The sequence below is a fragment of the Bryobacter aggregatus MPL3 genome (assembly GCF_000702445.1).
GTDB classification, from domain to species: Bacteria; Acidobacteriota; Terriglobia; order Bryobacterales; family Bryobacteraceae; genus Bryobacter; species Bryobacter aggregatus.
The window spans coordinates 593,058-606,359 of record NZ_JNIF01000003.1 but is presented as its reverse complement, the minus strand read 5'-3'; the positions used below and the strand labels follow the sequence as shown (position 1 = coordinate 606,359).

Below are 13,302 nucleotides of genomic sequence, written 5' to 3'. Positions count from 1 at the left end.
CGAGTTATCCTCTAACGACCTGGCTTTGCTTTCGTATCCACCTCGGTGCTCCCGCCAACATAAACGCACGCGTCGGCCATTTGGCCGAGAGTAAGCGTGCTGCCCTTGAATACGCTCCTGCAGCCGCCCGGGCCGCGGCAGGTGGTCACCGTGCGGCCAAGAAACTCTTCAGCGGTGAAGTCCCGGTAGGGCAGGCGTTGGAGAGGCACAAGTACCGGACGCACCTGCGTCTTCAAGGCACGGTCGAACTTTTGATAGTCAGGATCAAGGTCCACTTTGACGGCCGGCGGACGATCGAGAGCACCCACTGGAATCACCACGAAGGTTCGACCGGGATAGTCGATATCCAGCATCCTCGCGATACCGATGTCGTCGCCCATGCTGGAAAGGTAATCCTTGGTCAGGTTCCGATAGAAGTGCGCGGCACCATAAACAACCAAGGCTTTCCCATGCTTCTGAAGCACCTGTTCCTTCAGGATGGAGACGGCGGCGGTTTCCCGGCTACGGGTATCTCCTGGGCCGGGGTCCCCCCCGAAGACGCGAACTTGCGCATCGCCAGGCAGCTTCGAATTGACGTCGCGGACGGCGGTCAAGAAGTCCAGGTAAACCGGCGAGCCGCAGAATCCGTTGGCCGCCTGGGTTGTGGTCTTCCAGACCTGCGCCAGTTGGGCCAGGGAGATGTTCTCACCCCGAATATAACGGTCCAGAGTCGACTGCTCGGAAGTACTGCCGCACTCGATCACGATCGACCGCACCTTCCTCGCGAAGGCGGGACTGCGAACCATAGCGATTCGCAGATCGGAATCCAGTTTCCGCTGGTGTGCCTCGCCTAAGGCGACAATGTCGGCTTGATCGAAGGCGGCAACCAGTGTCCGGGCAATCCCGTCAATTCCTGCGGATTCGTCGGGTAGCTGCACCGTTTGCAGTGGGCTCTTGGTCGACTGCGCATGACTATTTGTAAGGCCGAGTGTAAGGAGGGCGGCTACTGTGACGACCATCCTTATCTTTGCGGCAACTGATCTGAATGACATGGAAACGTCCACAGGTTTTTAGTTTAGACGGAGGAAAGTCACGATGAAAAAATCTTACGGTTTTCTCAGCTACCGCGTTCTAGAGCTGGCCCTCTGTCACTTACTCGGCAAATCGTGAGCCTTTTCCGCGCTGTTCGAGTGGGCTTCCGAACACATCCATCCCTACACAAACACCAATAGAAAAGGGGGAGGCCTTCAAGGCCTCCCCCTTTGTTTCCACGTAGCGTCGACCTAGCGACCGGCCCAAGCGAGCCCGTCTGCGGACTTACCCGCGTCGATCAGCTTCTCCACTTTCCAATCGGAAGTGCGGATGGCCGCGACCTTGCCGCTGACGTCGCAGGACACGTAGGCATACTTACCGTCAGGACGTACTACCGCCATCTGCGGAATCGAGGGCAGGTCAATGGTCTTGGTGACCTTCATCTGCGCCAGGTCGACAATGGCGACCTGGTTTGCCTTGGGTACCGCAACCACCAGGAACTTGCCATCGGGGGTTGGCGCGGTGCCGTAGCCTGATTCGGGCAGCGTGATCCATTTAGTCACCTTGTTGGTTGCTGTATCGATCACGGCCAGGCGCGGCGTGGTCTGGTCTGCGGTGAAGACGTACTTGTCGTCGACCGAGATCGAGATGCGCTGCGTGTTGGTCGATATCGGAATCGTCGTGATCAGCTTGCGCGAGATCGTGTCGAGTACCGAAACCGTCCCCGGACCGACGTTGGCCGTGTAGCCGCGCTTGCCGTTGTTGGACAAGGCGAGCATGTGCGATTCCTTCTGTCCGGTGGGGATGGTGCCGACGATTTTCAGTGTTTTAGGGTCGATCACCGAGATCGTATTTTCATTCTCGGTGGTGACGTAGAGCAGACCGTCCTTGGGGCCGATGATCGGGCAATGCGGCCGCAGGCCCTTGCCGAAATCGAGATTGCCGACGATCTTGCGCGTGGCAATGTCGACGACGATCATGTTCTTGCCGTCGGTGCCAGGCTTGCCGACGCCGGAGTTGCCGTAGATGGGCACATAGGCGAACTTACCGTCGGGTGAGGCGATCACCTCATGGCCCGTGATGCCGTTTTCGGCGACGGTGGCCACTTGCTTGCCGGCGGCGGGGTCGATGATGCCGAGAGTCTGGTCGCCCTTGTTGGCCACCAGCAGCACGCCTCCTTCCGGAGGCGCGGAGAATGCGGCGGAACTGAGCAGGCTCAGTGCGAGGGCGGTGTGACGAAGAGCTTTCATAAATCGATGGCCTTAGGCGAAGCGGAAGTGAATGGTGTGATCAAAGGGCGAGAAACCCGTCAGGTAAATGGTTGGGCCCGGGATCTTGGGATCAATATACCGGATGTTCGAGGTCCAATGATGCGCGGTGGCTCCTGGGCTGATCTTGAGGACATCGTTGCCCACACGGTAAGTGGCTTCCTGGCCCGCGATGAGGTAGGAATCGGGCGGAGCGTTGGGGACCGGCGTGACGCCTTCGAGTTTGCCGCCTTCGCGGAGCGCGATCTCAATGGTGATCGGTACCTTGGCCGTGCCAGAGCTGCGGATGCGCAGGTCGTAGCCGCCTTCGGCTTCGGTGAGATAGGCGCTTTGCTCAAAGGTGGAGATCTCGGTGCGGGGCCTCTGCTTCTGCGTCGAATCCCACATTTCGCTGTCGATCTTGCGCGTCGGCGTGAAGGGCTGGTAGTAAGGGCCTTCCAGCTTCTGCGACATGAAGATGCCTTCCTTGGTGACCTTGAAGTCCTGCGGCTTGAACTGGGCCTTGCCGAAGAAGGCGCTGATGAAGCGGACGGCGGTGACGGCGATCTCCCCCTTGTTCATGTTCATGATGCGGCTGCCGCCGTTGTAGAACACCGTTGCTGCCTGGTTGCCGCGGCGGATGCGCGTGACGTGGTTGTGCGTGAAATCCTTGCGGTAGTTGGTGGGGACGGGCGCGGTGGCCAGCGGTTTGAGGAACTCGGGACGCAGGATGGCGTGGCTGAGCGAGAGTCCGGTCTCGCGGTACTGGGCGGCGAGACCGCCGAAGACGGGGTTCTTGTCGCGAATCGCCATCACTTGCAGCGGGAAGTAGTAGCCGGCTGGAGTGGCGCGGGTGAACTGGTCCTGGCGGCGGGAGAAGTCGGTGACAATCTCGCCGTTGGGGTTGATCATGTACAGCAGCGAGTTCAAATTCGCGCGGACGTGCTCAAAGAGTTCCGGACGGTTGTGATACTCGGCGACGTGGATGAGCGCGGAGTCGACGATGGTATTGTAGGTGCCCATCGAGCGTTCCGTGTATTGGCCATCCTCATCGATGTCGATGCCTTCGGCGAGCCACTGGTCGATGCGCTTGGTATAGGCCGCATTGGGGAGGCTCTGATTGGCGAGGGCAAGTGCGCCGCAGAGGACCCAACGGTGATTGGGAGTATGAATGCCGCCGACGGCGAGGCCGTCCGAGGCGGATTTTACGAAGGGCTCGACGACTGAGTAGACTTCGCGATCGCCCATTTTCTTCGCCACCATGAGGCCTTGGGCCGCAGCTTGGACGGCGAAGGCGGTGTCGGGCGGCGAATTGAAATTCGTGTCGAGATTGTTGATGTATCCGGCAGGACTTTGGTCGCGCTTCAGCCCGGCGGCGGCCAGCTTCAGGCGGCTCATCACTTCTGCGTTGCGATAGTACTTGCTCTTGGGGTGGACCAGCGCGGCGGTGACAAAGTCGAGCATGCTGGCCATGCTGATGACGACGGGAACGCCGTAAACATTGAGGAGCATGCCTTGCCAGGGACTGGCCGGGTCTGTAATTTGATTCTTCAGCAGGGACTCGATGCCTTTTGCACTGCGGTCGAGTACGAGTTGCATCAGTTTGTCGTCTGTTGTTTGCGTGGTGCTTTGCGCGGCCAGGGGGGCGGCCCCTAGCGTGAGAAGGGCATTACGTCTATTCATTCGGAGTCTACACACTAGGCTACACCGCGGATGAAGATTCTCTTATCCTGTCTCGGCGTGATATCTTGATGGGTCCGGCACCCTAGTTATGCTCCAAACTCTCGTTTTTCTTGCGGCGATGCAGGCCGCTGACCTCAATACGTTGGCCAATATCAAGCCCAGGATGCAGAGCCATGTCGATCGCGGCGGGATCAGCGGGACGGTAACCCTGGTGCTCGAAAAGGGGCAACCCGTTCATTTTGAGACAACTGGCCTGGCCGATATCGAAAACAAGAAGCCGATGCGCAAGGATTCGATTTTCCAGATCATGTCGATGACCAAGCCGCTGACCGGAGTGGCCGCGATGATGATGGTGGAGGAAGGCAAGCTGAATCTGAATGATCCGGTGGCGAAGTATCTGCCGGAATTTGCCGACAAACCGGGCGTGCTGGTGCGCCACCTCATGACGCATACCTCCGGGATGGCTGCCGACCCGCCGGGCGAGCGCAAGGAATGGCAGTACTCGATGAAAACGACGCTTGCCGATGCGGTGAAGTTCTATGCGACGGTGCCCTTGCTGCAGGAGCCGGGCACGAAGTGGGTGTACTCGAACATGGCGCTTGCTACGCTCGGCCGGCTGGTGGAGGTACGGAGTGGCATGAAGTACGAAGACTTTGTGGCCAAGCGTCTGCTGCAGCCGCTGGGGATGAAAGACAGCTTTTACTTCCCGCCTGCTGACAAGAAGGATCGCATTGTCGTGAACTATTGCTCGAAGGAAGGCAAGTTGTCTCCCTGCCCGCATACGACGCTGGGTGGCGATTCGCGCGAGATGAGGGCCGGCGCGACCTATTCTGCCCCGGAATTTGGTCTGTACTCGACGGCCGAGGACTTGTCGCACTTCTACCAGATGATGCTGAATGGCGGCGTCTGGGGTGGCAAGCGGCTGCTGTCGAAGGCGAGTATCCATGCGATGACCATTGTCCAGACGGGCGATCTGAAGGCCGGGCACAATCCGGGCACCGGATTCGGACTCACCTGGGAAGTGGTGCGGGATCCGGCTGGAGCGGCGATGCTGTGGTCCGAGGGGACTTTCGGACATGGCGGTGCTTTCGGGACGCATGGCTGGGTCGATCCCAGCAAAGGACTGGTGGGAGTGTTTCTGGTGCAGGGCGGATCGGGCGCTAGCGAGGCGAAAGCGAATTTCATTGCGATGAGTTCCGCCTCGGCGAATTAAAAGCGAAGAATCGGCGTTGAAATTCGTACTTTCTTCGCCTATAATGCCGGTATGGCTCTGACCCGTCGTCAAAAAGATCTGCTCGATTTTCTGGCTACTTTTATCGAGAAGAATGGCTATTCGCCCAGCTATGAGGAGATCGCCTCCGGAATGGATCTGACGTCGTTGGCTACGGTGCATAAGCATATCCATTCGCTGGAAACAAAAGGCTATCTGAAGCGCGGCTTCAATCAGAGCCGTTCGTTGGAGATCGCTTCCAAATTTCTTGAAGAACGGCGGAGCTATTCCGGGACGCCGCGTCCGACGGAGCTGGAAGTGCCGCTATTGGGCCGCATTGCCGCCGGGATGCCTGTCGAGAGCGTTTCGAATCCGGAAACCCTTGCGTTTCGCGATTTCATGGGCGATGCGAGCACCTACGCACTAGAAGTGCGTGGCGATTCGATGATCGAAGACCACATCTGCAGCGGCGATTTTGTTCTGGTGGAAAAGGTAAACCAGGTGCGCGATGGCGACATCGTCGTGGCTCTGGTGGATGGCATGGAAACGACGCTGAAGCGTTTCTACCGGGAAGCAGGAGAGGTCATCCGGCTCCAGCCTGCCAATGCGACGATGGAGCCGATCCGTGTTTCCCAGGACAGCGTTCATGTCCAGGGCAGGGTCCTCGCCGTGCTTCGGAAATACTAGGCCTGCGATAAGCTATCTTAGCGGTGGCTTGAAATGATCAGGCAGATCAGATTCCAGGCTACAAGTCCTGCGAAGAAGATGTTGATCTTGAAGAGCAACCGATCCCTGCCCATGCGGAGGCACCAGAATGCGAGCCCCAGCGCCGCGATTTTGATCGCGATCAGCCCACCGATCGGGTTGGGGGCAACAGCCATCGACCAGCGGACCATGGGGTTTGCTTCCGCAACTCCATTGAGTAGAAACGCTGTCGTGCTTAACAGGTCGAGCGCCTGCAAATATGCGAATTGAACGAAGCTTCCGCTCTGGAATAGGGTGTGTGTGGGAACCATTCTCTGGCCGTTTTCCTGATGGAAGAGTAACGAGTTGGCCCCAAGCCGGTCTATGGTACTGGATGGCTTTTTGATGAGGAATACTCCTAGTACGTTTAATTCCTTCCTGCGCTGGGCTGGGGTTGGTTTGGTGGTGTTGATCTCCGTGGTGTTCTACAGCGCGATGGCGATTGTGTTCCACAAAAACACCCTGGTCAACGATTTTCTGGGCTTTTATGCGGCAGGGGCGCAGTTGAATGCGGGGGATGGCGCCCGTCTGCATGATCACCGGGTCCAAAAGGAGTACCAGGAGAAGGTACAACCAGCGATGACGGTTGTGGTTCCCTTTCCCCGGCCACGCTATTATGCCGAGATCTTCCGGCCGCTCGCGAAGTTCCCGGAGGAACAGGCTTTGTGGATCTGGCAGGGAGTGCAGATTCTGGGCCTGCTGGGCACCTGGTGGCTGCTGGTGCTGCGCTACCAAGCTGAGATCCTCATGCTGACCGCGTTCTTCTTTCCGCTGCCCGCGGGTATTGCCCATGGCCAGGACACCGGATGGATGACCTTTCTGGCCGCTCTGAGCGTGTATTTGTACCAGAGCGGCTATGCGTTTTGGTCGGGAGCTATCCTGGCACTCTGTCTGGCCAAGTGGCATCTTTTGCTCCTGGTACCGGTGGCTATGGTACTTGGCAGGCAGTGGGCGCTGCTCCAGGGCTTTCTAGGGGTGTCGGTGCTGACGCTTGGCTTGGATTTTGCTCTCGATGGTGTGGCCGGGTGGGAGAGCTACATTGCACTGCTCCGGCGGCAGGATCTGGATCGAATGACTCCCGGGCTCACCCTGATGCCGAATCTGCAGGGTTTATTTGCCAATCTGGGAATCGGATCGTTGTGGTGGGTGGGATTGATCTTTGTCTTGGGGTGCTTTGCCGTCTGTGCCTTGCGCCTGCCTTGGCCCAAGGCCCTGTTAGCGGCACAACTCGGCGCGATTCTTGCCGTGCCACATTCATTCCAGTATGATCTGGCGTTTACGCTGTTTCCGTTGGTGGTTTTGCTGAGCGAGGGTGCGACGGGAGCAGTGAAATGGGCCGGATTCCTGTTACTGGTGCCGCCTCTTTACTTATCGACCGCATTTCCGCCGCCCTGGGCTGGGATTCTGGCTTTGATCCCCGTGGTGCTCCTCACCGGGATGGCGATGCAAAGCGCGGCCGGGCTGCTACAAAGGAAAAGGGCCCAAGCCGCAGCTTGAGCCCTTCCCGGTAAATTTTGTTGTGAAGTGGTGGACTAGGAAGCCGAGCCAGTGTTGGCAGCGCCGGACATCGTGCTCGCAACCTTGCTGAAGATCGTGCTGATGCTGGTGGCCACGTTCGGCATAATCGCACCGGCTGCAACCGCGACGAAACCCGCCATGAGAGCGTATTCGATCAGGTCCTGGCCCTTGGTGTCCTTGATGATGCGGAGGTTCCACACCAGATTCTTAAGTTTGTTCATTTTGTTTGTCTCCTCTCCAATTGTGCGGCGCCGTAGCACCACATGACCGAGAGTAACGTTACTTGAGTTCTGCACCAATCCAAGGAACACCCTAGATGAGGAACTAGGTAATACTCATTTTAGGGCTAAGGCCTGCGTTCAAAGAACCCTGCCGGTAACCTTCCAAATCGAGAGTAACGTAATGAAAACCAAGGGACTTAAAGATCTTTGTCAGCGCCTCGGCACAAGATCGGTTGAGGGCGAGGTCCAATTCCTCAGGAGAAATTTCAATCCGTACTAACGATTCATGGTACCGGACCCGGAATTGCCGGAAGCCTAAGGCTTTTACCTGTTCCTCTCCCTGCTCAATTACCTGAATTCGTTCGGGGGTGACTGCGGTGCCGTAGGGGATTCTGGAGCTGAGGCAGGCGGCGGCGGGACGGTCCCAGGTCTCGAGGCCCGCCAAGCGTGAAAGCTCGCGGATTTCGGCTTTGCTCATGCCTGCATCGACCAGCGGCGATTTCACCTGGTGGAGTTTGGCGGCGCTCTGGCCGGGCCGGTAGTCGCCCAAGTCATCGACATTGACGCCGTAGACGATGTGCTCAAAACCGCGCTGGGTGGCAATTTGATCCATCACACGAAAGAGCTCGTCTTTGCAGTGGAAGCAACGATCGGGATTGTTGGCCACGTAGTCCGGGTTTTCAAACTCGCTGGTGGGAATCATTTCGTGCCGGATGCCGTGCGCCTGAGCGAAGGCGACGGCGTCCCGTTTGTGTGATTCGGGGATCGACGGGGAGTCCGCGGTGATCGCGACGGCTTCCTCTCCGAGCGCAATCTTTGCAGCCCAGGCGAGATAGGCGGAATCCGTTCCACCGGAGTACGCGATGAGAACCCGCTTCATGTCCCGCAACAGCGCGACCAGATGCTGCTCTTTGGGGAGCAGTTGCTCGGGGTCCAACTTCTTTTTGCTCTCCAGGGTGCCTGCGATCGCCACCAGACTTGCCATGCCCCTATTATATGGGGCCAAGCTGTGCTAATTTCTGAATTTGGTATTGCCTATGTTGGCGCTTGCCTAATCGGAACTCTATTTCGATATTTTTCATCCAACGCAGACCCCTCGCGTGAGGTTGATCACGCACAAAGGCAATTTCCAATGAATCTCGAATCAATTGGCTGGCAGGACCATTTTGCACGGCAAATGGACGCCAGCGACCGATTTACTCCTGGCCGCGTTGCGCAGTCGCAGCGCGATCGTTATCTGGTCTGGACCGAGGCGGGCGCAGTGCAGGCCACCATCAGCGGCACTCTACGCCAACAAAGCGATCCTTTATGGCCGATCACCGGCGATTGGGTTCTTTTGAGCGAAGGCAATTCGATTCTCCGCGTACTCGAGCGCAAGAGTCTGATTGCGCGGAAAGATCCGGGGGGCGGCTTAAGGCCACAGATTCTGGCGACCAACATCGATGTTCTGTTCATCGTGGCGGGCCTCGATCACGACTTCAACCTGCGCCGTCTTGAGCGTTATGTTGTGCTGGCCCGCGAGGGCGGCGTGCGACCGGTCATCCTTCTCAACAAAGCAGACCTTTCTTCTGAAGTAGAAAGCCTGGCGGCCCAGACGCGGGCCGTGGTGGGTGAGATTCCAGTGTTTGCGATGAGTGCGACGGAAGCGAGAGGACTCGACGTGCTCGGGCAGCAGATGGGCACCAACGAGACGGCGGCGATGGTGGGTTCGTCCGGAGCAGGGAAATCGACCATTCTGAACCGGCTTTTGGGAGAGGAGCGGCAGCCGACGCAGAGTGTGCGTGAGTCCGATAGCCGCGGCTTTCATACGACGACTTCCCGGGAATTATTTCAACTGCCACAGGGTTGGCTGCTGATGGATTTACCGGGGATTCGGGAACTGCAGCTTTTGAGCGGGGAGACGGTGGTGGTGGCGACCTTTGAAGACATTCTGGCGGCAGCGGTAGATTGCCGCTTTCGCGATTGCCGCCATGAGGGAGAGCCTGGATGCGCGGTAGTGGATCGGATCGATCCCACGCGCCTCCAGGCCTTCCATAAACTGCGTCACGAGAGCGAGGACCAGGAGCGGGAGTTGATGCTCCAGGCCGCGCTCATCGAGAAGAAGCGGAGTAAGGTACTGCAAAAAGCACTCCGCGATGCTCAGCGGTAGTTGCCGGTGTGGCCAAGCGAATAGCGACCAGGTTGTGGGAAGACGCACAAGCCGTGCGGCCCATTGCCGACCTTGATGCGTTCTGCCAGTTTGCCGGTTGTCGTGTCGAAACCATAAATTTCTTTGTGGTAACGGCCGGAGATCCAGAACATTTTCCCGTCGGCAGAGACCCCGCCCATGTCCGGCGATCCGCCACCAGGAATGATCCAACGGTCGACGAGCTTGCGCGTGGCGAAGTCCATGATCGAGATGGTGCCCTCGCCGCGATTGGTGATGTACAACTGCTTCGCGTCGCGGCTGGGATACAGGCCATGGCAGCCTTTGCCGGTGGGGATAAAGGTGATGAGCTTGAAGGTGTCGCCGTCGACAACGTGCATCCCATGCTTCATCATGTCGGCGATATAGAAAGTGCGTCCGTCGGGGGCGACTCGTGTATCCTGCGGCATCCCGCCACCGGGCAGATCGAGAGTGCCCATCAGTTCGTACTTCACCATGTCGATCTTGACGAGCTGGCCGGAAAACTCGCAGCTGGCAATGAAATAGCGGCCGTCGGCAGAGTAGTCGGCATGGTTGACGCCCTTGCAGGGTACCTTGATGCTCTTGACCAGCTTGAGGGTGTTCGGGTCGCGTAAGTCGATGCGGCGCATGCGCTCGGCCATCACCACCATGTACTTGCCGTCGGGGGTGTAATACATGTTGTAGGGGTCGTCAACGCGATGGATCTTCAGCAGCTTGCCGGTCATCGGGTCAATCTCGGCGAGCGTGTCGTTCAGGTCATTGGTCGCGAAAATCCGCTGCATGTCCCAGGAAGGAACCACATGCTGCGGCTCAACGTTCTTGCCCTTGCCGACGCTGAATTTATTGATGAACTGCTTTTTCGCAGGATCGTAAACCCACACCGTGTTGTCGCGGGTGTGGGGGATATAGATCAGGGAAGGAAAGCGCTTGACGCTTTCCTTCAGCTTTCCGACACTCGTCTCGGAATAGATATTCTTCGGGTCAATCACGGGGGGCATCTGCGCGTATGCCGCGAGCGCCCCCAGAACCACAAGTTGATACAGCATCGAACTAATCCTTCAGCAGGCTACCCTGCGCATCGTCGGGCTGATGTTCGTCAGACTCGGGAATGGCTCCCGCGCTGGCGACCTTATCGCCTTCATTGACATCGACGAGTTTGACGCCCTGAGCGCTACGGCCACTCTGGCGGATCTTCATCGACTCGATGCGAATGATCTGGCCATCCTTGGTGATGATCATCACGTCGGAGTCTTCCTTGATCGGCATAGTGGCGACCACCTTGCCGGTCTTGTTGGTCACCTTCATGTTGATCACGCCCTTGACGGCGCGTCCGGAGTGGCGGTAGTCGGTGAGCTTGGTGCGCTTGCCGAAGCCGTTCTCTGAGATGGCGAGCATGAGCGCTGATTCGTCCACCACTTCGGCGGAGATCAGGTAGTCGTCCTTCTCGAGCTTCATGGCGGTGACGCCGCGCGCCTGACGGCCCATCGAGCGGACTTCTTCTTCACCGAAGCGGGCGGCCATGCCTTCGCGGGAAGCGAGGAAGATCTGGTTCTGACCGTTCGAGATCTTGGCCGAGATCAGTTCGTCGTTTTCGTCGAGAGTGCAGGCAATGATGCCGCGGGCCATCGGGTTGCTGAAGTCTGTCAGCTCGGTACGCTTGATGACGCCATATTTGGTCACCATCACAATGAAGCGGTCCGCGGTGAATTGCTTCACGGGCAGGAAGGCCTTCACTTCTTCGTCTGGCTGCAGATTGATCAGGCCGTTGATGTTCTTGCCCTTGCCGACGGTGCCGGCATCGGGGATGTTGTACACCTTCAACCAATACACACGGCCCTTGGAGGTGAAGATCAACAGGTAATCGTGAGTCGAGGCGATGATCAGATGCTCGACAACGTCTTCGGCGCGGGTGCCCATGCCGATGCGGCCCTTGCCGCCGCGGGTCTGGCGGCGATAGGTGTCGACCGTGGTGCGCTTCAGATAGCCGCCGCGCGTCACGGTGACGGCGACGTCTTCCACCTGCACCAGATCTTCAATATTGATCTCGCCGGTGTCTTCGATAATTTCCGTACGGCGGTCGTCGCCGAAGGTGTCGAGCACTTCCTGGAATTCCTTGACGATCAGGGCGCGCAGTACCTTCTCGCTGCCGAGGATTTCAAGATATTCCGCAATGCGGCGCTGAATTTCAGCGAGCTCATCGAGGATCTTCTGCTGTTCCATGCCGGTGAGGCGCTGGAGTTGCAGTTCGATGATCGCCTGGGCTTGGCGGTCGGAGAACTCAAATTCGGTGATCAGGCCGTCGCGGGCTTCGCGCGGGTTCTTGGCGGCACGGATCAGTTCGATGATGCGGTCGAGGTTGTCGAGCGCCTTCTTGAAGCCGAGCAAGATGTGTTCGCGATCGCGCGCCTTGCGCAGCAAGAAGTCGGTTCTGCGACGGACCACTTCGGCGCGATGCTCGATAAAGTGCTTGAGGATGTCGAGCAGCCCCAGCTCACGCGGCTGGCCATTGACGATGGCGAGCATGATCGCGCCAAAATTCATCTGCATCTGCGTCATCTTGTACAACTGGTTCAGGATGACTTCGGGATGTTCGTTGCGCTTCAGTTCGAGGACAATGCGCATGCCCTCGCGGTCACTCTCGTCGCGGACGTCGGAGATGCCGTCGATCTTCTTCTCATTGACCAGGGCGGCGATATCGGTGATCAGCTTCGCTTTGTTCACCTGGAAGGGGATCTCGGTGATGACAATGCTCTCGCGGTCTTTGCCGAGCTTCTCGGTAAAGGCCTTGGCGCGCATCTTGATGGAGCCGCGGCCGCGCGTGTAGCAGTCGTAGATGCCCTGACGGCCGAGGATGAGGCCGCCGGTGGGGAAGTCCGGCCCGGTGATGAGCTGGAGCATCTCAGGCAGGGTGATCTTCGGGTTGTCCACCATCGCGATCAGGCCCTTCATCACTTCCGTCAGGTTGTGTGGAGGGATGTTGGTGGCCATGCCGACGGCGATGCCCGAGGAACCGTTCAACAGCAGGTTAGGGACGACGGTGGGGAAGTATTCCGGCTCTTGCTCGGTTTCGTCGAAGTTCGGTTTGAAGTCGACGGTTTCCTTATCGAGATCGTCCATCAACTGGCCGGCGATTTTCGAGAGCTTTGCTTCGGTATAACGCATGGCGGCGGGCGGGTCGCCGTCGACCGAGCCAAAGTTGCCTTGGCCGGTGATCAAGGGATAGCGCAAGGAGAAGGGCTGCGCCATGCGGACGAGAGCGTCATAGACGGAGCCTTCGCCGTGCGGGTGGTACTTACCCAAGACGTCGCCACAGACACGCGCGCATTTGCGCGTGGGGCGGTTGAACTGCAGGCCCATCTCGTTCATCGAGAAGAGAATGCGCCGGTGTACAGGCTTCAGTCCGTCGCGGATATCGGGCAGGGCACGCCCGATGATGACGCTCATCGCATAGTCGAGATAAGACCGCTTCATCTCGTCTTCGATGTTGATCGGAATGTGATT

The 13,302-nt window shown here is 58.3% G+C and carries 12 protein-coding genes; 4 read left to right on the top strand and 8 right to left on the bottom strand.

Going from position 1 to position 13,302, the window contains the following annotated elements; all coding sequences use genetic code 11:
- Nucleotides 1–11: 11 nt before the first annotated feature.
- From M017_RS0103245 to M017_RS26210, 3 genes are all read right to left on the bottom strand, one after another.
- Entirely contained in the window at nt 12–917 is a 906-nt protein-coding gene (locus M017_RS0103245; protein ID WP_155121208.1) for a TraB/GumN family protein, read from the bottom strand.
- Nucleotides 918–1,262: 345 nt separating this feature from the next.
- Nucleotides 1,263–2,261 (bottom strand): cytochrome D1 domain-containing protein, encoded by a 999-nt coding sequence (locus M017_RS0103240; RefSeq protein WP_031495748.1) that lies wholly within the window; start codon nt 2,259–2,261, stop codon nt 1,263–1,265.
- A gap of 12 nt (nt 2,262–2,273) precedes the next feature.
- Nucleotides 2,274–3,941 carry a hypothetical protein gene (locus tag M017_RS26210; RefSeq protein WP_155121207.1) on the bottom strand — a complete coding sequence of 556 codons (1,668 nt, stop codon included), beginning with the start codon at nt 3,939–3,941 and terminating at the stop codon, nt 2,274–2,276.
- A gap of 88 nt (nt 3,942–4,029) precedes the next feature.
- On the opposite strand from M017_RS26210, the gene M017_RS0103230 reads away from it, so the two are divergent.
- Together M017_RS0103230 and lexA are read left to right on the top strand one after the other, a co-directional pair.
- On the top strand, nt 4,030–5,154 hold the full coding sequence (locus M017_RS0103230) for a serine hydrolase domain-containing protein (RefSeq protein WP_051669465.1): 1,125 nt from the start codon (nt 4,030–4,032) through the stop codon (nt 5,152–5,154).
- 51 nt (nt 5,155–5,205) lie between these two features.
- The gene (lexA, locus tag M017_RS0103225; protein WP_031495746.1) at nt 5,206–5,838 is read left to right on the top strand and encodes a transcriptional repressor LexA; all 633 of its coding nucleotides are present in this window, start codon (nt 5,206–5,208) and stop codon (nt 5,836–5,838) included.
- Nucleotides 5,839–5,855: 17 nt separating this feature from the next.
- On the opposite strand, the gene M017_RS0103220 is transcribed toward lexA, so the two are convergent.
- Nucleotides 5,856–6,167 carry a DUF5658 family protein gene (locus M017_RS0103220; RefSeq protein WP_031495745.1) on the bottom strand — a complete coding sequence of 104 codons (312 nt, stop codon included), beginning with the start codon at nt 6,165–6,167 and terminating at the stop codon, nt 5,856–5,858.
- A 73-nt stretch (nt 6,168–6,240) separates the two neighbouring features.
- Here M017_RS0103220 and M017_RS0103215 point away from each other — a divergent pair, with 73 nt between their 5' ends.
- Nucleotides 6,241–7,392 carry a glycosyltransferase family 87 protein gene (locus tag M017_RS0103215; protein ID WP_162179824.1) on the top strand — a complete coding sequence of 384 codons (1,152 nt, stop codon included), beginning with the start codon at nt 6,241–6,243 and terminating at the stop codon, nt 7,390–7,392.
- A gap of 35 nt (nt 7,393–7,427) precedes the next feature.
- Here the strand turns inward: M017_RS0103215 and M017_RS0103210 are convergent, their stop codons facing one another.
- Nucleotides 7,428–7,634 (bottom strand): Flp family type IVb pilin, encoded by a 207-nt coding sequence (locus tag M017_RS0103210; RefSeq protein ID WP_031495741.1) that lies wholly within the window; start codon nt 7,632–7,634, stop codon nt 7,428–7,430.
- 103 nt (nt 7,635–7,737) lie between these two features.
- Nucleotides 7,738–8,619, bottom strand: coding sequence for an ATP-dependent sacrificial sulfur transferase LarE (gene larE, locus M017_RS0103205; protein ID WP_031495740.1), 882 nt, complete (start codon nt 8,617–8,619; stop codon nt 7,738–7,740).
- A gap of 147 nt (nt 8,620–8,766) precedes the next feature.
- Between larE and rsgA the strand changes: the two genes are divergently transcribed.
- Complete coding sequence (gene rsgA, locus M017_RS0103200) at nt 8,767–9,783, top strand: ribosome small subunit-dependent GTPase A (protein WP_031495739.1); 1,017 nt, start codon at nt 8,767–8,769, stop codon at nt 9,781–9,783.
- On the opposite strand, the gene M017_RS0103195 is transcribed toward rsgA, so the two are convergent.
- Both M017_RS0103195 and gyrA read right to left on the bottom strand, forming a co-directional pair.
- Entirely contained in the window at nt 9,774–10,847 is a 1,074-nt protein-coding gene (locus tag M017_RS0103195; protein WP_051669464.1) for a YncE family protein, read from the bottom strand. The genes rsgA and M017_RS0103195 overlap by 10 nt on opposite strands.
- A gap of 4 nt (nt 10,848–10,851) precedes the next feature.
- Complete coding sequence (gyrA, locus tag M017_RS0103190; RefSeq protein ID WP_051670551.1) at nt 10,852–13,272, bottom strand: DNA gyrase subunit A; 2,421 nt, start codon at nt 13,270–13,272, stop codon at nt 10,852–10,854.
- Nucleotides 13,273–13,302: the final 30 nt, after the last annotated feature.

Excerpts from the sequence above, each read along its gene's own strand:
- M017_RS0103230 (WP_051669465.1), top strand. The coding sequence starts at position 4,030 with ATGCTCCAAACTCTCGTTTTTCTTGCGGCGATGCAGGCCGCTGACCTC.
- gyrA (WP_051670551.1), bottom strand. The coding sequence starts at position 13,272 with ATGAAGCGGTCTTATCTCGACTATGCGATGAGCGTCATCATCGGGCGT.
- M017_RS0103240 (WP_031495748.1), bottom strand. The coding sequence starts at position 2,261 with ATGAAAGCTCTTCGTCACACCGCCCTCGCACTGAGCCTGCTCAGTTCC.
- rsgA (WP_031495739.1), top strand. The coding sequence starts at position 8,767 with ATGAATCTCGAATCAATTGGCTGGCAGGACCATTTTGCACGGCAAATG.
- M017_RS0103195 (WP_051669464.1), bottom strand. The coding sequence starts at position 10,847 with ATGCTGTATCAACTTGTGGTTCTGGGGGCGCTCGCGGCATACGCGCAG.
- lexA (WP_031495746.1), top strand. The coding sequence starts at position 5,206 with ATGGCTCTGACCCGTCGTCAAAAAGATCTGCTCGATTTTCTGGCTACT.
- M017_RS0103220 (WP_031495745.1), bottom strand. The coding sequence starts at position 6,167 with ATGGTTCCCACACACACCCTATTCCAGAGCGGAAGCTTCGTTCAATTC.
- M017_RS0103215 (WP_162179824.1), top strand. The coding sequence starts at position 6,241 with ATGAGGAATACTCCTAGTACGTTTAATTCCTTCCTGCGCTGGGCTGGG.
- M017_RS0103210 (WP_031495741.1), bottom strand. The coding sequence starts at position 7,634 with ATGAACAAACTTAAGAATCTGGTGTGGAACCTCCGCATCATCAAGGAC.
- larE (WP_031495740.1), bottom strand. The coding sequence starts at position 8,619 with ATGGCAAGTCTGGTGGCGATCGCAGGCACCCTGGAGAGCAAAAAGAAG.
- M017_RS26210 (WP_155121207.1), bottom strand. The coding sequence starts at position 3,941 with ATGAATAGACGTAATGCCCTTCTCACGCTAGGGGCCGCCCCCCTGGCC.